This is a genomic window from Halalkalibacterium halodurans (assembly GCF_004376175.1).
GTDB lineage: Bacteria > Bacillota > Bacilli > Bacillales > Bacillaceae_D > Halalkalibacterium > Halalkalibacterium halodurans.
In genome coordinates this window covers 1-20,699 of the sequence record NZ_SNUY01000069.1, presented here as the reverse complement: position 1 = coordinate 20,699, position 20,699 = coordinate 1, and the positions used below count along the sequence as shown (strand labels likewise).

General features: G+C 44.0%; 14 protein-coding genes, 1 pseudogene and 1 riboswitch. Of the genes and pseudogenes, 14 read left to right on the top strand and 1 reads right to left on the bottom strand.

Annotated features, from left to right (window positions below; all coding sequences use genetic code 11):
• Positions 1-50 precede the first annotated feature (50 nt).
• The 10 genes and pseudogenes from E2L07_RS17375 (at position 51) to megL (ending at position 14,671) form a co-directional block, all read left to right on the top strand.
• Positions 51-1,124, top strand: coding sequence for a glycoside hydrolase family 125 protein (locus E2L07_RS17375; RefSeq protein ID WP_276399899.1), 1,074 nt, complete (start codon positions 51-53; stop codon positions 1,122-1,124).
• Positions 1,084-4,203, top strand: coding sequence for an alpha-mannosidase (locus tag E2L07_RS17370; RefSeq protein ID WP_134230187.1), 3,120 nt, complete (start codon positions 1,084-1,086; stop codon positions 4,201-4,203). Before E2L07_RS17375 ends, E2L07_RS17370 begins: the two co-directional genes overlap by 41 nt.
• 72 nt (positions 4,204-4,275) lie before the next feature.
• Positions 4,276-6,039, top strand: coding sequence for a sensor histidine kinase (locus E2L07_RS17365; RefSeq protein WP_053432518.1), 1,764 nt, complete (start codon positions 4,276-4,278; stop codon positions 6,037-6,039).
• Positions 6,017-7,543, top strand: coding sequence for a response regulator transcription factor (locus E2L07_RS17360; RefSeq protein ID WP_166740115.1), 1,527 nt, complete (start codon positions 6,017-6,019; stop codon positions 7,541-7,543). The genes E2L07_RS17365 and E2L07_RS17360 overlap by 23 nt, the downstream gene beginning before the upstream one ends.
• A gap of 228 nt (positions 7,544-7,771) precedes the next feature.
• The gene (locus E2L07_RS17355) at positions 7,772-8,710 is read left to right on the top strand and encodes an ABC transporter permease (RefSeq protein ID WP_010896967.1); all 939 of its coding nucleotides are present in this window, start codon (positions 7,772-7,774) and stop codon (positions 8,708-8,710) included.
• A gap of 136 nt (positions 8,711-8,846) precedes the next feature.
• The gene (locus E2L07_RS17350; protein ID WP_412733947.1) at positions 8,847-9,701 is read left to right on the top strand and encodes a carbohydrate ABC transporter permease; all 855 of its coding nucleotides are present in this window, start codon (positions 8,847-8,849) and stop codon (positions 9,699-9,701) included.
• Positions 9,702-9,765: 64 nt separating this feature from the next.
• Positions 9,766-11,266 (top strand): annotated as a pseudogene (locus tag E2L07_RS17345) (ABC transporter substrate-binding protein).
• 112 nt (positions 11,267-11,378) lie between these two features.
• Positions 11,379-12,260 (top strand): ROK family protein, encoded by an 882-nt coding sequence (locus tag E2L07_RS17340; RefSeq protein WP_053432522.1) that lies wholly within the window; start codon positions 11,379-11,381, stop codon positions 12,258-12,260.
• Positions 12,261-12,327: 67 nt separating this feature from the next.
• A riboswitch (cobalamin riboswitch) is annotated at positions 12,328-12,516 on the top strand.
• 196 nt (positions 12,517-12,712) lie between these two features.
• Entirely contained in the window at positions 12,713-13,186 is a 474-nt protein-coding gene (locus E2L07_RS17335; protein ID WP_010896971.1) for an acyl-CoA thioesterase, read from the top strand.
• Positions 13,187-13,489: 303 nt separating this feature from the next.
• Entirely contained in the window at positions 13,490-14,671 is a 1,182-nt protein-coding gene (megL, locus tag E2L07_RS17330; protein ID WP_053432523.1) for a methionine gamma-lyase, read from the top strand.
• A gap of 49 nt (positions 14,672-14,720) precedes the next feature.
• On the opposite strand, the gene E2L07_RS17325 is transcribed toward megL, so the two are convergent.
• Complete coding sequence (locus E2L07_RS17325) at positions 14,721-15,620, bottom strand: SDR family oxidoreductase (protein WP_010896973.1); 900 nt, start codon at positions 15,618-15,620, stop codon at positions 14,721-14,723.
• Positions 15,621-15,850: 230 nt separating this feature from the next.
• Between E2L07_RS17325 and E2L07_RS17320 the strand changes: the two genes are divergently transcribed.
• The 4 genes from E2L07_RS17320 (at position 15,851) to E2L07_RS17305 (ending at position 20,420) form a co-directional block, all read left to right on the top strand.
• Complete coding sequence (locus E2L07_RS17320; RefSeq protein WP_134230184.1) at positions 15,851-16,630, top strand: DeoR/GlpR family DNA-binding transcription regulator; 780 nt, start codon at positions 15,851-15,853, stop codon at positions 16,628-16,630.
• Positions 16,631-16,648: 18 nt separating this feature from the next.
• Positions 16,649-17,956, top strand: a complete 1,308-nt coding sequence (locus E2L07_RS17315) for a four-carbon acid sugar kinase family protein (RefSeq protein ID WP_134230183.1) — start codon at positions 16,649-16,651, stop codon at positions 17,954-17,956.
• An 11-nt stretch (positions 17,957-17,967) separates the two neighbouring features.
• Positions 17,968-18,972, top strand: a complete 1,005-nt coding sequence (pdxA, locus tag E2L07_RS17310) for a 4-hydroxythreonine-4-phosphate dehydrogenase PdxA (protein WP_010896977.1) — start codon at positions 17,968-17,970, stop codon at positions 18,970-18,972.
• Between the two features lie 77 nt (positions 18,973-19,049).
• Positions 19,050-20,420, top strand: a complete 1,371-nt coding sequence (locus E2L07_RS17305; protein ID WP_134230182.1) for a GntP family permease — start codon at positions 19,050-19,052, stop codon at positions 20,418-20,420.
• The last annotated feature ends 279 nt before the right edge of the window (positions 20,421-20,699 follow it).

Sequence of the window (20,699 nt, the reverse complement as noted above, 5' to 3'; positions counted from 1 at the left end):
TCTGGAATTGGGTGTTGTGGTAACCTCAATTATCTACAGAATTTAAGGGGGTGGCAATTTTTTTGCTTATAAAGCCCTCTAATATAGGATTTAATAACCTATTTTTATATAAAGTTTTGACAATACGCCCCCTCGTATGGGAGCGAAAATATGAATTGGATTCGTTATGCTATCCGATTCAGCTCGCGTATTTATACTGGAAAGCGACAGGCGATGATTCGGTGCTACAGCCAACATTAAAGCAAGTGCTTGAGACCATATATCGGATATGGAAAATCGAACAGGACCATGAGGCAAAGTCATCCTATTCATTTGAACGAGACGACTGCCGCGTGTCAGACACGCTGTTACGAAAGGGAAAAGGAGGGTACTCGGTTCCTACAGGAATGACGTGGTCCGGATTTCGTCCAAGTGATGATGCGTGCTTATACGGCTACCTCATCCCAGCAAACATGTTTGCTGTAGTCGTCTCAAACTATGCGGTTGAATTGCTAACAGCTATGGAGGAGATTAAGCTAGCTGAGCAATTTCGCGAGTTAGAGGCAGACATTCGCCAAGGGATCGAGCAGTATGGCAAGATGGACCATCCGGTTTACGGTGAAATCTATGTGTATGAAACGGATGGGAATGGCCGGGTCAATCTTATGGATGACGCCAATGTTCCAAGCTTGCTCGCGATACCATATCTCGGTTATACAACTGCCGATGACCCTGTTTATCACAACACAAGACGTTTCATTTTAAGTCGGGACAACCCGTATTATTACGAAGGTTCGTATGCGAAAGGAGTCGGGAGTCCTCACACACCTGATCATTACGTCTGGCATATTTCCTTGGCGATCCAAGGAATGACAGCAATTGATTCAAAGGAAAAAAGGCAGATTGTTGCCATGTTTAAGCAAACCCATGCTGATACGTACTTTATGCATGAAGGCTTTGATGTGGACCGTCCTAAACAGTATACGAGATCTTGGTTTGCTTGGGCCAATTCTATGTTCAGTGAATTTTTGTTAAGTGAGGCTGGGATTTACGTGCCTGGTAGCCCTTTAGAGAATATGAAGAACAATAAAGCGGGGGATCGTCATGTTTTATCAACTGGAAAAGCTGCAAAACCGAATCAATGAACTAGCCTCGTATCGGTATCGTGATGTAAAGCCGCTGGACAGCTTTTATATGTATGAACCAGAGCAAGGCAAAGAGAGCGTTGTTCCTACACACTACCCAAAGCAAACGTTTCACGTGAACGATACGTGGTCAGGGCGAAATAAATATGTATGGTTGAATACCTCTCTCCATCTCCCAGAAGCATGGAGTGATAAGCGGTGTGTATTATTTCTCGATGTTGGACGGACGGGAGGCGGAAACAATTCGGGCTTTGAAGCGTTGCTGTTTGTGAATAAGCAGCCGTTTCAAGGGGTGGACAGCAACCACCAAGAAGTGCTTCTCCCAAAGGAAGGCGGAAACCGTCTCGAAATTGATGTGATGATGTGGTCTGGCCTTGAAGGAGGCGGGACTCCTAGGACGCAGTACTATCGTTTCAAACAAGCGTGGTACGGTTGGCTTGATCAAAAGGTGGATGCATTTTATTTTCAAGCGAAGGCCATTCTTGAAGCGATTGGTCAGCTTGACGTTCACGATGCTACGAGAGTGGCGATGCTGTCACGTTTGAATCAAGCATTTGCTTCAATCAATTGGACACAGCCTGGGAACGAACAATTTTATGATTCTGTTTACGAGGCTCTTGAACGTTTAGAGAGAGACATGGAGCACCTCCCGAAACATTCGGATGTTCACATCCATGCTATTGGCCATTCCCATATTGATCTCGCATGGCTCTGGCAAACGAAGCATACGAAGGAAAAGGCCAAACGAACCTTTTCAACCGTTTTGCGTTTAATGGACTTGTACCCCGACTATGTGTATCTACAAAGCCAGCCCCAGCTTTACCAATGGATGAAAGAAGAGGAGCCTAAGCTGTATGAAGCCATCAAGCAAAAGGTGGACGACGGTCAATGGGAAGTGGAAGGGGGGATGTGGGTCGAAGCTGACTGCAACATTCCTTCAGGTGAATCCCTTGTACGTCAACTGTTATATGGTAAGCGGTTTTTCAAAAAGGAGTTTCATAAGGAGAGCAAAATTCTCTGGTTGCCAGATGTGTTCGGCTATAGTTGGGCGCTTCCACAAATTTTAAAAAAATCGGGCATCGATACGTTCATGACGACGAAAATTAGCTGGAACCAATATAATCGAATGCCGAATGATACGTTTTATTGGCGTGGACTGGACGGGACGGAGATCTTAACTCATTTTATTACAACCCCAGAGCCGGGAAGGCCAAAAGACTCGTGGTTTTATACGTACAATGGCCTTATGAGTGCGGAGACAATTAAAGGGACTTGGGAAAAATACCGTGATAAAGCAGTGAATCAGGATTTACTTTTAGCGTACGGCTACGGAGATGGTGGTGGCGGTGTGAACCGGGAAATGTTAGAGATGAAACGCCAGCTTGACCAAGTCCCAGGGGTACCACATGTGAAATCGACCCATGTGAAAGAGTATTTTCATCAGTTGCATGAGAATGTAGCAAATACCGCAGAGTATGTCCATACATGGGATGGAGAATTGTACTTAGAATACCATCGCGGAACCTACACAAGCCAAGCCAAAATGAAAAAAAAGAACCGGCAGCTAGAGTTTTCCTATCGAGAGGCGGAAATTCTCGCGGTGACTGCAAGCGCAGAAAAGGGGTGGGATGCGTATCCTGGGTCTTCGCTTGAAAAAGGATGGAAGCTTCTTTTGCTCAACCAGTTTCATGACATTATCCCCGGTTCGTCGATTAAAGAAGTGTATAAAGATGCAGCAAAGGATTACACCGAGGCGGCAGCCATCCAAAAGCAAGTTGTTGCTACACAAGAAAAGCGAATGGTGAATGATAAACGAGAAAAGTGGACATTTTTTCATCCATACCAATATGATACACCGATTCTTGTAACGATTCCTAAGGGAACAGACGAGCGTTTCGTGGATCAAACAGGCCATGGGCTTTCATCTCAGCAAACCGCAAATAACGAAACACTTGTCTTACTTGAGAAAAGCATTCCGTTTGCCTATCAAACAATTAGTAAAGCAACGATGGCAGCAGAAGAAGTGCAGATGCTTAGTCAGGTAAATTTTGAGGAGCGGAGGTGGGAAACTCCGTGGTATCAATTGGAATGGAACGATGAAGGCCAGTTTATTAGGATGTATGATAAACTAGGGAAAAGAGAATGGCTCGCCCAAGGCAAGCTAGGGAATGTGTTCAAACGTTTTGAAGATAAGCCCCTTGCCCATGATGCTTGGGATATTGATTTGTTCTATCAAGAAAAGTCATCCACCGTTTCTAGCTTTCAAGGCTGTGAGCTGATCGAAAACGGCCCGCTACGAACAACAGTTTTATTTAGATGGAAAGAGGACGGTGTAGTGATCAAGCAAGCGATACGGTGCTACCGTCATACGGCGAGAATTGATTTTGCAACAGAGGTGGACTGGCAAGCGAGGCAACAACTACTAAAGGTTGAATTCCCAGTCGATATCCGTACAAATGAAGCGATATACGATATTCAATTCGGCAATCTTAAGCGTCCAACCCATTGGAACACCTCATGGGATATGGCGCGATTTGAAACGGTCGGTCATAAATGGGCTGCGATCGCTGAAGCAGACTATGGCATCAGCTTGCTGAATGATAGCAAATACGGCTATTCGATCAAGGACAATGTGCTTTCCCTCTCTTTACTTAAAGGGGCTATATACCCTGACCCAGAAGCCGATATAGGCAACCATCAATTTACGTATGCATTATACCCGTTTCAAGGGCCAGCTTTTAAACGGGACGTTGAGCGGGAAGCCACTTATCTTCAGTCAGCGATCATCGCGGTGCCAGGAGAAGCGGAGATGCCGTTTGACCAGCCGTTATTCACCGTTTCTTCTGATCAAGTGATCGTGGATGCAATCAAAAAATCGGAAGACGGAACGTCCGTCATTATTCGGCTTCATGAAATGGAAGGGGCACGGGCTACAGTCAAGCTTGATTGTCGTTATGAAGCAAAGCAGTGGAGGGAAGTAAATTTAATCGAGTCTGAGGCGCTGTCTGAATGGTCCACACGACCGGTGGAACTCACTTTTACTCCTTATGAAATTAAAACAATTGAACTGACGTTATGAATGGATCGAGTAAACAGAGGCTTTTTTAAGTCTCTGTTTACTTACATCATTGGGCAGGGGAGATGAACATCATTGAAAGCGCTTAATTTATTGAGAAAGCTGAGCAGCCGAATGTTCTATCGCGTCTTCTTTACCTACTCCACAATCATCTTTTTAACGATGGCTTTTTTGTTCGTTTTTCTATCCGATCATTATTCGGAATTTATCATCCAAAGGGAAGTGGACAAGCAGGCGACAGCGATCAATCAAATCAAATCAGAAATCGAAAAAAAACACACGTTTGTGCAACAAGGGGTTTATCAGCTTTATCGCGAAAAGCATTTGATTGAAGATTTAGCCTTTGCCCTCCAGCATGACTATCAGCAATACATGGGGTATAGGCTAGACAAATATTCCAGGAGCTCGTCCTTTGTTCCTTACAATTTTGATATTTACGTAAAAAACTATTTTTCACGAGATTCTGATATTGTAGCACTGCAAGTTCGGAACGAAACATTAGGTACGCAATACCATTATTTATACAATTACGGACTATGGAAAGAAAGTGATTTTTACGATGAAGAAGAAAGGGATCTTTACGGAAAAGACAACGATTTTTTTACCTTGGAAGAGCAGATCAATGATCCGATTTCCCTTGAGCGATTAGGAACGCTCACCGTTTATTTTACTTTTCACCATATTGACCGGCTCTTAACGTACAATGGAGACCCGATGAAGGGGAGCTATTATATTATTGATGAAGAACTAAATGTTGTTTACAGCTACGGTGACGTGTTAGACGAGGCGTTGAAAGAAATCGACTATCGCGCCACACAACAGCTTGTAAACAACCGATATTTGATCCAATCATCGATTGAACCATCGACTGGTTTCATGGTTGCATCCATTGTTCCACGAAGTGAACTGTCCCAATTGTTCCACTACAAAATTACGATGTTTCTATTGATCCTTCTTTTAACAGTTGTATCCATTGCTCTCCCTTACGTCTCGTTGAGGGGCTATTTGACTAGGGTGAATGATCTTGTTCAAACGATGAAGGAAGTGCAAAGCGGTCAGCTATCCGTTCGGATCGAGACAGGAAATGTCGACGATGATCTGGCGATGATTTCAAACACATTTAACGAAACACTGGACGAACTAGAGGACTATATTGAAAAAGTTTATTTTTCAAAGCTTAAGCAAACAGAAGCGGAGCTGGCAAACCTTCAAAGCCAAATCAATCCACACTTTCTCTACAATACGCTCGAAGCAATTAGGATGAAGTCATTGTCTGAAGGAGGAAGAACGACAGCCAAGATGATCGTTCAGCTGTCTTATTTGTTCAGATACTCGTTAAAAAGTGCCGACCTTGTCACAATCGGTGACGAGCTTCAACATGTGGAACAATACGTTGAATTGTTTAACATTCGGTTCCCGAATCAGCTCACATTTCAGGTGGCTGTTGAAGAAAAACACAAACATTACGTAGTACCTCCCTTTATTCTCCAACCGTTGATCGAAAACTTTCTAATTCACGGGTTTAAACGGGAGCGTGACGACAATCAAATCAACATTATCATCCAAGAACATAGACAAACATTGCAGATTCAAATCATGGATAACGGAAAAGGGATTCCACGAAAAAAGGTAGAGGAAATCAATGAGCGACTATCAATGACAGAGAATTCATCGCATTCGATCGGCCTATTTAATGTGAATCAAAGATTGCGCTTGCGGTATGGAGAGCGTTTTGGAGTAAGCGTTCAAAGCGAACCTGACGTTTGTACGATTGTCACGATTAGAACTCCAATGATCATAAGTGAGGTGGATGTCCATGATACGAGTGATGCTAGTTGACGATGAGCCTCTTATTTTAGAAGGCTTAAAGCATCTCATTGATTGGGGGCAATTAGGTTATGAAATTGTGGCGACGGCACGCAATGGTGTTGAAGCTTTAGAAATAGCAAAGTACGTTTCGTTTGATCTGTTGATTACAGATATTAAAATGCCTGAAAAAACGGGCTTGGAACTAATTGCAGCTTTAAATGAGCGGGAGAAGACTATTAAATCAATCGTGCTTTCAGGATTTCAGGAGTTTCATTTTGTCAAGCAGGGTCTAACCTTAGGGATTGAAAACTATTTATTAAAGCCGATCAATGAGAAGGAATTGATCTCTACGCTGTCCCACGTGAAGGAAAAGATTAACCATGCTTTTTTGAAGGAAGAGTCAACACTCGTTTTACGTGATCATTCCATTTGGCGTTGGCTTGTCGGAAAGATGGGCCATACAGAATTTAAACAACGGATGGCTTTCTACCCTGAAGTTCAATGGAAGTTCCCACTTAGGATAGGCCTGTTAAAGATGGAGTGGGATCAGCAAACAGAAGAAGAGCTATATCGCCTGCAACGAACATTGGAACAAGAAAATAGCGCCATGACAGTCGTCACCCCTTCTGGTGATCTTTTGTTTATCTGGTGCGGCTTTGAAAGGGAGTCCGATTGGGGGCAAGAACGTTCACGATTTCAGTCGGTCGTCACTGAAGCACCAATCGGACAACCGTTTGTATTTGTTCATAGTGAACCGATTTCCGAAATTCAATGCCTGTACGAAGTGTATCGAGAGATGGAGATGAAATGTGAGCTAAAGCTGTTATTACCAGAACGAGATCATCACATGGCCGATCAGCTCACATTTAAGCGGGAAAGCGAGTTGATTCCCCCTCAGATGAACATCACATTGGAGCAAGACATTTTTGAGCATTTAGCCAATCGTCATTATCAAAAGGTACGAAAGGATCTGGAGCACATGCTCAGTGAAAGTCACTGTGAACGAAATCCGATTTTCTTAAAAAGCGTTCTCATGGAATTTTTTTATCGGCTTAAAAGTCAGTTTATTGTCCAATTACCGTTTGATCAGTACGTCCAAATTGTGCAGCAAATTGTCCACGTCGAGACGACTTCTGAGGCGATGAAAATGATCGACCGTTGCATTGACCTGCTAGAGGATGATCATCTCCAGGAAAATGAAAAAAACTACAGTCCGATCATACAAACGGTTTTGCAGCACATCCATCAACATTTTTCACAGGATTTATCGTTAAAAACATTAGGCCACTCGTTTCATATTAATCCTATCTATTTAGGGCAACTTTTTCAGCGAGAGGTCGGCTGTTCGTTTACGAAATATTTAAATCAACTACGAATTGACCGGGCGAAAAAATTGCTGTTGAATTCATACGATCGAGCCGGACAGATTGGAAAAAAAGTAGGGTATGGCGATGCGACTTATTTTTATAAACAGTTTAAAAAATATGAAGCGATGACACCGACCGAGTGGCGGAAAGTCCATAAGCATTCATAAAGGGCGTGAAAGCGCCTTTTTTTCGTGACTTCCCGGAGATTGTCCAATTATTAGTAATTACAGGTTCCCACGCTCGATCAAGTGTGTTACCCGTTTCCATCTCCAACCCTTTTACCGTTTAAAGACATTTACTTTTGCCAGTAAATTTAAGATATCTCAACTAGGAAGAATGTAAGGGGTTTCATAGAATGGAGGTATAGAACGATTACCAGTTAGAGGGGGGAAGAGATGAACAAGATTCAACAAACACTAAAAAATATATATGACAATCGCATTTGGTTGTTGATGGTTTTACCGGGGCTCATTTGGCTCCTCGTTCTAAAGTATATTCCCATGTTTGGACAAATTATTGCGTTTAAAGATTTTCGTTTTCATCCGGATGGCTTTTTTGCCAGCCTGTACCATAGCGAATGGGTCGGACTTGAAAATTTTCAGTTTTTGTTTAGTACGAACGATGCGTTCATCATTACGAGAAATACGGTTTTATATAATGTCGTTTTTATTGTTCTCGGGCTTGTATTGGCTGTGGCGGTCGCAATTATTATTAGTGAGTTGACCAATCAAAAGCTGGCCAAAATCTATCAAACAGGCATGCTGTTTCCTCACTTTTTGTCCTGGGTTGTTGTCAGCTATTTTGTGTTTACGTTTTTAAGTATCGATCGTGGACTGTTCAATACGATTTTGTCAGCCATAAATATCGATCCTGTTGCTTGGTACAACGAACCTGGATATTGGCCTTATTTCATCATTACTATCAGCCAATGGAAAGGGGTCGGCTTTAGTAGCATCGTCTATTTAGCCGCCATTGTCGCCATTGATCGTACGTACTATGAAGCCGCCATTATTGACGGGGCAAGCAAGTGGCAACAAATTCGCCACGTCACGATCCCGATGATTATGCCGCTCATTATCATTTTAACAATCTTGAACATTGGAAGTATTTTTAGCGCGGATTTCGGCTTGTTCTATCAAGTGCCACGTGACTCAGGTCCGCTATATTCCGTCACTAATGTTATCGACACGTATGTTTATCGCGGGTTAATGACGATGGGGGACATTGGAATGAGCACAGCGGCGGGTCTATATCAGGCAACGGTTGGGTTTGTATTAATTTTAATCACAAACTATATCGTGAGGAAAATAGATGAAGAAAATGCCTTGTTCTAGATAGGAGAAAGGCGGAAGTCAGATGAGTGAACTCGCAAAACAAAACAGAAAAATGGCGGAGCTAGAGAGCACACCACCACCGAAGAAAAAGAAGACGTACAATCCGTACGGTTTTTCTCGATCTACTAATATTTTTATGCACACATTGATTGGAACGTTTGCATTCTTATGTATCTTCCCGTTTATTTATGTGATCATCATTTCCTTGACGAGTGAGCAATCGCTTGCGATGAATGGATACCGCATCATTCCAAGCGAATGGAGCTTCGACGCCTATCGTTACTTATGGCAAATGCGCTCAGAAGTGTTTCGGGCCTACGGGGTTACGATCTTCATCACGGTTGTTGGAACGTTGATGAGCGTCTCGATTATTGCGTTGTATGCCTATGCCATTTCAAGAAAGCAATTTTTATACCGAAAGCTGTTTACGTTTATTGCCTTTTTCACGATGCTTTTTAGCGGTGGAATGGTCCCGTTTTATATCGTCATGACACAATTTCTTGGTTTGAAAAACTCTGTCTGGGCCTTAATTTTACCAATGGCGGTTAACGCGTTTTATATCATTATTATGCGAACCTTTTTCCAACGCTCCGTCCCTGAGGCCATTTTAGAATCTGCTAGAATTGATGGAGCTGGCGAGTTTCGGATTTTTTTAAAAATTGTCCTGCCCCTTTCGATTCCTGGGATTGCAACCATAGCCCTGTTTAGTACGCTCGCCTATTGGAATGATTGGTTTAATGCTCTGCTCTTTATTGACGATCCAAAGCTTGTTCCATTGCAGTCGCTGCTCATGAGAATTGAGAATAACTTAGATTTCATTAGACAAAATGCGATGCTTTCAAGCCAAAACAGTGCGTTATTAGACTCGATTCCGCAAGATTCGGCGCGAATGGCCATGGTTGTGATTGCCACGCTTCCGATTGCCTTATCGTATCCGTTTTTTCAAAAGTATTTTGTCAAAGGACTTACCATTGGTGGAGTGAAGGAATAGTTGTCTCAAGAAGGAATCTTCCTTTTTGAAATAGATATTGAAGGAAAAAGAAATGGGGAAAATGATGAAATCGTTTGTTATGAAGCTTGCGGTGATGGTGTTTTTGCTCGTTGGCCTAGTGGCATGTTCATCTGCCAATGAATCGAGTCAATCAGAGCCTGAGGGCCATGATGAGTCTGGGGAGCAGTCAGCTAATGAGACGGAGGCTACTGATCTAGACCATGTGACGCTGACGTGGTATATGATCGGTACACCACAACCTGATTGAACTTGTCATGGAAGAAGTGAACGCCTACACGGAGGAAAAAATCAATGCGACCGTCGATTTACGAATGCTCGATTGGGGCGAGTATGATGAAAGAATGCAAGTCATTACAACCTCAGGAGAAGCATACGATATTGCCTTTACGAGCTCGTGGGCTAACAACTATGCTTTAAATGCGAGACGGGGGGCGTTTTTAGAACTAAATGATTTACTAGATGAGCACGGACAAGAAATGAAAGAGTTGATTGATCCCGCGTTTCTAGAAGGGGCACAAGTAGACGGTAAACTGTATGCTGTGCCAACGAATAAAGAAGTAGGGCAACAAGCTGTCCTGTCGTTTAACAACGAGTTAGTTGAAAAGCATAATCTCGACCTTTCATCCGTCCATTCATTGGCAGATTTAGAGCCGCTCCTGGCGGTCATTAAAGAAGAGGAACCTGACGTAACACCAATTGCCACGTTTGATGCTTACTTACCGTTTGATTCGATATTGCAAGAAGAAATGCCGTTTGCCTTTAGGCTAGAAGGAAACACGAACGAGGTAATCAATAAATACGAGGAAGACATTACGATGGAGACGCTTAAGACGATGCACGACTATTATAAAAAAGGCTACATTCGTCCAGACGCAGCAACGAGTACAGATTCTTGGCCGTTAGAGACACCGAATTGGTTCGTGCGTAAAGAGCTATACCAACCGTACGCTGAACTCATTTGGACACGAACCGCAGGATATGAGATCGCGACGAGACCGCTTCATGAGCCATACATTTTTAATAACTCTGTAACTGGATCCATGCAGGCGATTTCGGCAACATCGAAAAACCCTGAGCGGGCGATGATGTTTTTGAATTTGCTTAACTCAGACCCCTATTTACGAAACCTTCTCGATAAAGGAATTGAGGGTGTCCATTACGAGGAACTTGAAGATGGCACGATTAACGACTTGCCTGCACGTGTAGAACGCTATAACATGCCAAGCTTTGCGATTGGGAATCAGCTCATTCTAAAGTTATACGAAGATGACCCGCAAGATAAATGGGAAGCGTTTGAAGCTTTTAATGAAAGTGCGATTCCTTCACCAGCTCTCGGCTTTTACTTTGACTCGAATCCAGTGCGTACTGAAATTGCTGCGATTTCAAACGTGACGAGCGAATTCTCTCCAGCGCTGCTGAAAGGTGCTGTAGATCCAGAGGAGTATTTACCACTCTTTAATGACAAGCTGAACGAAGCTGGACTGCAAAAAGTGATCGATGAAATGCAGCGCCAATTTGATGAGTGGCAAGAACTGAATCAATAATTTGTTGCAGAAACCCTGTGCCTTTACAGGGTTTCTGTTCTTTAAAGAGAGCTAGCATTTTGCTTCGGTTAAGAGGATAATAGAGTTAAGTTTTGTAAAGGAGGATGGCACCATGAAGGTTGGAATCGATTTAGGTGGAACAAAAATAAAAGCGGCACTCGTTAGTGATGCAGGAGAGATAATTTCCGTGCAAGAATGCCCAACGGAAGCGGCGCAAGGTCCAGAGGAAGTAATGAACAAGATGATGTCTTTAACAGAAAAAGTCACGGATCATCAGCCGTTTGCCGGAATTGGAATTGGGGCACCGGGTCCGTTAAGCTCTACGGAAGGTACGATTCTTAGTCCACCGAACCTCCCAGGCTGGGATCATATTCATCTAGTTGATCGTTTTCAGGAGCAGTTTCAGTGCCCTGTGAAATTAGATAACGATGCCAATGTGGCAGCACTGGCGGAAGCTTTGCTTGGAAGTGGACAAGGATTTACGAGTGTTTTCTATTTAACGATCAGCACAGGCATTGGTGGCGGCTATGTTTTAGATGGAAGCATCGTTCATGGGGCCAGTGATTATGCAGGGGAAATTGGCAACATGATCGTTCAACCAAATGGCTATCAGCACGCAAATTTGAACCCAGGGTCACTAGAGGGGCTAGCAAGTGGAACGGCTATCGGACGAATGGCACGAGAGCGTTTCGGGGTTGAAGGTGGGACGAGAGAGGTATTTGACCGGATTCGCCGGGGAGATCATGATATGCAACGCTTAGTCGAAGAAGCGATGGACTATTTAGCGATCGGGATCGCGAATATCGCCCATACTGTAAATCCAGATGTCTTTGTTCTTGGTGGTGGTGTTATGAATGCGGATGATCTGATTTTACCGATCGTAAAAGAGAAAGTATCTCGCTACCTTTATCCAGGATTGGCACGATCAACAACGATCGTGAAGGCAAAACTAGGCGGTGACTCGGGCGTACTAGGTGCGGCGATGCTCGTTTAATCACAATGAAAACGGTTGCGAATTAGGCTCCTTTCTGTATACTAAAAACGTTGGGGCATAATTTAATAAGCACGCTCAAGCATTAGGTGGTTCAAACAATCGGTTGAATCTGAAAAGGGAAGCTGGTGAAAGTCCAGCACGGTCGCGCCACTGTAATAAGGAGCTACATGTGAAGAAACCACTGTCCAAAGGATGGGAAGGTACACATGGAGTGTTGATCTTAAGTCAGGAGACCTGCCTAATGTATGCACTTGCACCTACGCGTCATAGGGAGGAGTGATAGCTGTTCTACATATTGTTTTTAATCGTTGGATTCGTATGCTATCACAAACTCTCTTTCCTTTGAAAAGAGGGTTTGTTTTGCTTTAAGAAGTTAGTCTAAGCAACGGCTTTCGCTAGATGACTTGCGACAAGCCGAGTTTTCAAATGACATTGAAAGGGCGGAGACATCCATGATTCAATCTTATCCGGTTGAACGATCAAGAACGATACAAACGAGGCTCGTATTACCACCAGATACGAATCATCTAGGGACGATTTTTGGTGGGAAAGTTCTCGCATATATCGATGAAATAGCTGCTTTAACAGCGATGAAGCATGCTAATTCTGCGGTGGTTACTGCTTCAATCGATTCTGTTGACTTTAAGTCGTCGGCTACTGTTGGTGATGCCCTTGAACTTGAAGGGTTTGTCACACATACAGGAAGAACGTCGATGGAAGTATATGTGAGGGTTCATTCGAACAACTTATTGACAGGAGAACGGACGTTAACAACCGAGTCGTTTCTAACGATGGTCGCCGTTGACGAATCAGGTAAACCAAAACCAGTTCCCCAGGTCGAGCCTCAGACCGAAGAGGAAAAACGGTTATACGAAACCGCGCCTGCACGAAAAGAAAACCGGAAAAAACGAGCAGCCTTAAGATAAGCTGCTCGTTTTTCTGCGTAAAATGATGAAATAATACTATTTTTAAAAACTATTAAATCCGTTTCGATATCTAGTGAGCCGCTTCCTTTACTCGGTATTCACTTAATAGAAGAAGACATTTGTCCTTTGAAAAAGTCTAGATGCTTTATTTATCGGATTTTTCAGACTATTTAACTGTGAAAGTTATATTCTCAGATCAGAGCAAAGATTTTTAAAAAAAGATGTAACGACATTTTTAGAAAACGCTTACATTTTTCTGAAATAACATGTATTCTAGAAGTAGATACAGAAGGAGGGAGCACGTTGAAGCGAGATCAACATTTTGAAACAAGAGCGATTCATACAGGCTATAAGCCTAACGAGCATTTTGACAGCTTAACCCCACCGATTTATCAAACCTCAACGTTTACGTTTGCTTCCATGGAGCAAGGAGGTAATCGTTTTGCTGGGGAGGAAGCTGGCTATGTTTATTCAAGGTTAGGCAATCCGACCGTTCAGATTCTTGAACAGCGGATAGCAGAGCTAGAAGGAGGAGAAGCTGCCCTGGCCTTCGGTTCAGGGATGGCCGCAGTCTCTGCCATTCTTGTTGGCTTGACGAAAGCAAACGACCATATCCTTGTCTCAAATGGTGTGTACGGGTGTACGTTCGGTTTGCTCACTATGCTGAAAGAAAAATACAACATTGACGCAACGTTTTCGCCAATGGACTCAGTTGAGGAAATCTTAGCAAACATTCAAGATAACACGACGTGTATTTATGTGGAAACACCGATCAATCCAACGATGCAGTTAATCGACCTTGAGCTTGTCGTGAGGGTAGCAAAAGAAAAAGGGATAAAAGTAATTGTCGATAATACATTTGCCACTCCGTACTTACAGCAACCGATCGCATTAGGATGTGATTTCGTTGTCCACAGTGCAACGAAATACATTGGCGGGCATGGCGACGTTGTGGCAGGCGTATTAATTGGCGACAAAGAAACGATTCAACTGATTCGAAAAACAACGCAAAAAGATATGGGTGGCGTCATTTCTCCGTTTGATGCATGGTTATTGCTACGGGGGTTAAAGACGTTAGCGGTCCGAATGGATCGTCACTGTGAAAACGCTGAAAAACTAGCGGAAAAACTAAAGGAACACCCGAAGGTAAGCACGGTTCTCTATCCAGGTGATTTTGAGCACCCTGATCATTCGATCGTTGCAAAGCAAATGAAAAAGGGGGGCGGGCTACTCTCATTTGAGATAAAAGGAACAGAGGCAGACATAGCGAAAGTTGTTAATCAGCTTAAGCTCATTCGAATTGCCGTTAGTTTAGGTGATGCGGAAACATTAATTCAACACCCCGCGACGATGACACATGCCGTCGTTCCTGAAGAAAGACGGACCCAAATGGGGATCTCTAAAAAATTGCTACGGATGTCTGCTGGTCTTGAAGCTTGGCAAGACGTGTGGGCAGATTTAGAGCAAGCATTAAATCAGTTGTAGACATCAGAAAGCTGAGTATTAAGCTCAGCTTTTTTCTTTTTGCCCACCATTAAGAGCCCGTGACTCGCCCCCCATTTGGATGCAAAATTTGTCCTGTCAAATATTTAGAGTCATCCGATGCAAGAAAGACGAAGCTTGGTGCAACTTCAAACGGCTGCCCCGGTCGGCTTAGTGGAGTGTCCGATCCGAACGTAGGAATCGAATGAGCAGGGTATGAAGATGGGATGAGCGGTGTCCAAATCGGTCCTGGGGCGACGCCGTTTACACGAATTTCTTGGTCGGCTAGAGATCCAGACAGGGCACGGGTGAAAGTCGTAACCGCTCCTTTTGTGGCAGCATAATCGATAAGCTGTGAGTGACCAAGATAGGAAGTGACGGAGGTTGTATTAATAATTGCACTACCTTTTTTCAAATGGGGGAGGGCAGCTTTCGTCATAAAAAAATAGGCGTAGATATTCGTACGAAATGTAATGTCAAGCTGCTCTTCTGTTATGTCCAATAGACTCGTTTGTCTAAATTGAACAGCATGATTATTGACAAGTACATCAAGCTTGCCAAAACGTTCGATCGTTTTTTCCACGACTTTAACGGACATTTGTTCATGTTGAAGGTCACCAGGCACGAGCAAACAATCTCGTCCGATTTCCTCTACCCGTTTTTTTGTTTCGATCGCGTCCTCGTGCTCTGATAAGTACGAGATGACAAGATCTGCCCCTTCCTTAGCGAAGGCATAAGCAACAGCGCGCCCGATCCCACTATCTCCACCAGTAATAATAGCCACTCGATCAAGGAGCTTATGACTGTGGGGCCGATGGGGGTTTTCTGAGATTGGCCTAGGCTCCATTAAATATTCAAGTCCTGGGTGCCACGGCTGAGATTGAGGAGGGAAATGAACAGGAATGTCATCACATTTTTGGTGCGTGTCAATCGGTTCATGTTTCGGATACATCCTCTCACACCTTTCAAGTTCTAGACAGTAGCCCAGTATATGTAAATTAAGTGGAAAATGTTACTTTATATAGGAGTTAATTCATTGTGTATCTTTCACAATTTCTACGAATTAATGTTAAGATTAAACGTGATAATACTGAAAATAAATCGTTATTTTGTTAGAAATGAACATTTAACTGTTGACCTTTAGGTTTATGTGTTGTAAATTAACAAAGGAGGATGTTATAAATGAACATTCAAAAGGATGGAAAAAATGTGACCTCTCGGAGGGAATGGATCGAAAAGCTCGTTGAATCAAAAGGGAAAGTGGACATTGAAGAATTAGCTTCTCATTTTGGCGTGTCCTCGATGACCATCCGTCGCGATTTGATGCACTTAGAAGAACATAACAAGCTGATTCGAACACATGGTGGCGCCGTCGCTCCAAGTTCACTTATTGGCGAAACTCCTTACGCACAAAAGCAGACTGAGTATTTAATGGAGAAGCAGCTCATTGCAAAGCAAGCGTGCACCCTTGTCCCTGAGGGAGCAACAATTCTAGTAGACTCAGGAACGACGACCTTAGAGCTTATTAAGCTCCTTAAGGATCGAAACGATTTAACGATTGTCACAAATGACATTACGATTGCCGCTGAACTAGTGAATGCCTCACCAAAGTGCATTGTCACAGGAGGGGAATTGCAGTCAGGGGTTGGCGCGTTGTTTGGTCCGCAGACAGAAGGGATGATTCGTGAACTTCACGTAGATCTGTTTTTCCTTGGTGCCCATGCTGTGGATGAGGCTGCCGGTGTAACAGCTCCAACCTTGGAGAAAGCAGCGATAAAAAAACGAATGATGGAAGCTGCGCAGACGACATGGCTCATTTGTGATTCGAGCAAATTTTCGAAGCGGGCGTTTGCGAATGTTTGCCAGCTGACAAAATTAGAAGGAATCATTACGGATGCTAATTTTTTTACTAGCTTTAAGCATGAAAACTATCATGACAACATGGTGATTGCACAGGCTTAATGATAGGAGGCCACAACTGTGAGAATAGGCGTAATTGCAGATGATTTAACGGGAGCGAATGCGACAGGCGTTCGACTCGTAAAGCAAGGATTTCCCGCAGCGACGGTCGTGCACAGCGCGAGTGTCCCGTCCGGGGATAATTACCAAGCTTTGATAATGGATACAGATAGCCGTTACGTTCGTTCTGCCATTGCGGCAAAGCGTGTGACGGATGCGATGAATCAGTTGAAGCGATGGGGCGCACGAATGTTTACGAAACGGATTGATAGTACGTTAAGGGGAAATATTGGCGTCGAGCTTGATACGATGCTTGCTGAGCTTGGTGAGTCGTCAGTGGCGATTGTCATGCCATCCTTTCCTGACTCAGGCCGAACAGTCACAGGTGGCTATTTACTCGTTGATGGCGTTCCAGTTCAAGATACATTTGTATCAAAAGACCCTGTTTCGCCGATTATCACATCGTATGTTCCAGATTTGTTACGCAAGCAGACGAAACACCCTGTCGGCTATGTTGGATTACATGAAGTGATGAGTGGAAGAAACGTCATTTTACAGCATGTAGAGCAGCTCATTAGCGAAGGGAAGCGTCTAATTGTCATTGATGCGGTGACGAACGAGCAAGTGGATGATGTAGCAAAAGCGGTAGCGGTGATTAAGGATCAACCGATCGTTCCGGCTTGTCCTGGCCCTTTTACTGCGGCGTACGTTCGCGCTGTTACCCAGCAGCAACAGGAGGATGCCCGCCTTCTTGTAGCGGTAGGAAGCGCTACCTCACTAACAGGTAGGCAGCTTGATTATTTAATTACCAAGCTCGATGCTTCTCCCATCTACGTTAACCCAGAGCCTTTAGCCAGTTATACGAGCACCTGGGATGAAGAAGTGGAACGGGCGACAAAAGCGGCCCAGGAAGCGGGAAAAACAGAAAAAATTCTTATCGTCACAACGTATAAGCCAGGCCAACAGCTTGTGAACCTAAAAGAAAAAGCCAAGCAAGAAAACACGAGCGAGGATGCATTAGCGAAACGGATTACAGACGGTTTGGCGACGATCAGCCGGCAAGTGCTAGCAAGTGATGAACTATCCTTTGCTGGTTGTTTTACGAGCGGGGGAGATGTGACCGCCTCCATGTGTGCTCTTGGGCGAGCGAACGGTATTGCGTTGCAGGATGAGGTTCTCCCTTTAGTTGCCTTTGGAACGTTTGTAGCTGGTTATTTTGATGGCCTGCCAGTTGTGACGAAGGGCGGGCTTGTAGGAGATGAAACATCGATTTACGACTGCGTGCAATATTTGTTAGCACATGTGAGCAAATGTCAACTACAGAAATAGGAGTGAGAGAGATGAACAAAAAACCAATTATTGCAATTCCGATGGGAGATCCTGCAGGGATCGGTCCGGAAATTACAGTCGGGGCATTAAACAAAAAAGAACTCTATGACGTAGCGAACCCTGTTGTCATCGGCCACGGAGATATGCTAGAAAAAATGCTCCCTGTGATGAAAGCAGACTTGACGATTAACCGGATCACGACCGTCGATGAGGCGATGTTTGAATATGGCACGATTGATGTGATTCATCTTGATAACTTGAATGTAGCCGAGGTGAAAATGGGAACTGTTCAAGCACAGTGTGGCAAGGCCGCATTTGAGTACATTCGTCATGCTGTTCAATTAGCAAACGATAAAAAAGTAGACGCCTTAGCGACGACACCGATTAACAAGGAATCATTAAAAGCAGCTGAAGTCCCGTACATCGGACATACGGAAATGCTAGCTGATCTAACGAAGACCGAGGATCCTTTAACGATGTTCGAAGTTCACAGCATGCGGATTTTCTTCTTAACCCGTCATTTGTCACTGAAAGATGCCATTGATCAAATGACGAAAGAGCGGGTTCACGACTATTTGCTTCGCTGTGATAAAGCGCTCGAGAAATTAGGTGTAAAAGAAAGACGCTTTGCTGTCGCAGGCTTAAATCCTCACAGTGGGGAAAATGGCTTGTTCGGCCGTGAGGAAATGGATGAAATTACACCGGGAATCGAATTAGCGAAAAAAGACGGCATCAACGCAGTCGGTCCCGTACCCGCTGACTCTGTGTTTCATCATGCACTTAACGGTCGCTATGACGCAGTGTTGTCCCTTTACCATGATCAAGGGCATATTGCGGCAAAAATGACCGACTTTGAGCGGACGATTTCGATAACAAACGGGCTACCATTTTTACGTACATCAGTCGATCACGGAACAGCCTTTGATATAGCTGGTAAAGGAATCGCCAGCACGGTCAGCATGGAAGAATGCATCAAACTGGCGGCTAAATACGCGCCGCATTTTGTAACAGCATAACGTTCTGGTTGTTACGAAGGCATGCGGAGAACGCGTGCCTTCGTTCAACATAAACATGGGGGAAAAGAGGGATAATGATGGAAGTTTCAGGAGCTCAAATGATTTTAGGTCTTGTCATTGCCATTATGGTTTTAATTTTTCTAGTTATCAAAACGAAAGTGCATGTCTTTTTAGCCCTGATCATCGCGGCTTCAATTACTGGTCTGGTCGGCGGGATGGCACCACCTGATGTTGTAAGCGCCATCACAGAAGGATTTGGAAGCACGCTCGGGTCTGTGGCGATCATCATCGGTTTCGGTGTAATGATGGGACGAATATTAGAAGTATCTGGTGCGGCCGAACGACTAGCTTATACGGTCGTCAAAGTGTTAGGAAAGCGTAAAGAGGAGTGGGCGATGGCTGTTACGGGCTATATCGTATCGATTCCTATATTCGTAGACTCTGCCTTTATTATATTAAGTACATTAGCGAAAGCGCTATCAAAGAAAACAGGGAAGTCCATTGTTACACTCGCTATCGCCCTTGCTGGTGGAGCGGTCGTCATGCACCATGCGGTACCACCGACACCCGGTCCGCTAGGGGTTGCAGGAATTTTTGGTGTGGACGTTGGCTTAATGATCTTATCGGGATTGATCTTTGGGATTCCGATTATCATTGTCACCGTGTTATATGCGAAATGGATCGGGAAAAAAATCTATCAGCTTCCCGATGATGACGGCTTAGGCTGGATCAGACCAGAGCATGAGGTGAGTGTCGAAGATTGGCTTGAAGAGAAAGAAAACAAAGAGCTACCATCGTTGCTTCGTTCCGCTGCACCGATCGTCGTACCGATTTTCTTAATTTTCATGAACACGACGGTGACGGCCGTCGGATTAGAAGGAACGCTCGTAGAGTATATTCAATTTTTCGGTTCACCCGTGATTGCTGTTGGGATTGCAGTCCTTCTTGCCATCTATGGATTATTTAACCACGTGAAGCGCTCAGAAGCTCTGGATCGAATGGAAGAAGGGATTCAGACGGCTGGGATAATCTTGTTAGTTACAGGAGCAGGTGGAGCCCTTGGTTATGTGCTTCGACAAACTGGAGCTGGAGATTATATAGCCGAACTCGTGGTTGATACAGGAATTCCTGCGATTTTGCTTCCGTTTGTGATCGCTTCTCTCGTCCGCTTGATTCAAGGGAGCGGAACAGTTGCGATGATAACAGCTGCGTCAATTTCTGCGCCAATTTTAACAGGAATGGATGTGAATCTTGTCCTAGCCGCGCAAGCAGCAGCCCTCGGAGCGATGGTGTTTTCCTACTTCAATGACAGTCTGTTTTGGGTCGTCAACCGCACGATTGGGATTAAAGACCCGAAAGAGCAAATGCTCGTTTGGTCTGTCCCAACAACGCTTAGCTGGTTAACGGCACTCGTTTGCTTACTTATCGCCAATCTCATTTTTGGATAAAAGAGAAAGCGTTCCCTTCTCTCATGGAAGGGGCGTTTTTTGTTTTTGTTAAAAATGTATCATGAAGCACGAAATGAATGGCTTTCTGAATGATAAAAATAAAATGAATAGTATAGTAGAAAGAGAGAATCTTGGAATACATTTTTGTAACCAACCTGAATTATTCATACCTCGAACATAAATCAGGGTTTTAGGCCAAAAACGATTAGATTCCCGATCCCTTTGAAAGAATCATGGTTATTTTCTTCTGAAAAGCATCTTTCTAGAATGAGGAGCGGA

Bases quoted from the DNA above. Each gene is read 5' to 3' on its own strand.
- E2L07_RS17335 (WP_010896971.1), top strand. From the start codon at position 12,713: ATGATTCAATCTTATCCGGTTGAACGATCAAGAACGATACAAACGAGG.
- E2L07_RS17355 (WP_010896967.1), top strand. From the start codon at position 7,772: ATGAACAAGATTCAACAAACACTAAAAAATATATATGACAATCGCATT.
- E2L07_RS17360 (WP_166740115.1), top strand. From the start codon at position 6,017: ATGATACGAGTGATGCTAGTTGACGATGAGCCTCTTATTTTAGAAGGC.
- E2L07_RS17325 (WP_010896973.1), bottom strand. From the start codon at position 15,620: ATGTATCCGAAACATGAACCGATTGACACGCACCAAAAATGTGATGAC.
- E2L07_RS17340 (WP_053432522.1), top strand. From the start codon at position 11,379: ATGAAGGTTGGAATCGATTTAGGTGGAACAAAAATAAAAGCGGCACTC.
- E2L07_RS17305 (WP_134230182.1), top strand. From the start codon at position 19,050: ATGGAAGTTTCAGGAGCTCAAATGATTTTAGGTCTTGTCATTGCCATT.
- E2L07_RS17350 (WP_412733947.1), top strand. From the start codon at position 8,847: ATGCACACATTGATTGGAACGTTTGCATTCTTATGTATCTTCCCGTTT.
- E2L07_RS17370 (WP_134230187.1), top strand. From the start codon at position 1,084: ATGTTTTATCAACTGGAAAAGCTGCAAAACCGAATCAATGAACTAGCC.
- pdxA (WP_010896977.1), top strand. From the start codon at position 17,968: ATGAACAAAAAACCAATTATTGCAATTCCGATGGGAGATCCTGCAGGG.
- E2L07_RS17320 (WP_134230184.1), top strand. From the start codon at position 15,851: ATGAACATTCAAAAGGATGGAAAAAATGTGACCTCTCGGAGGGAATGG.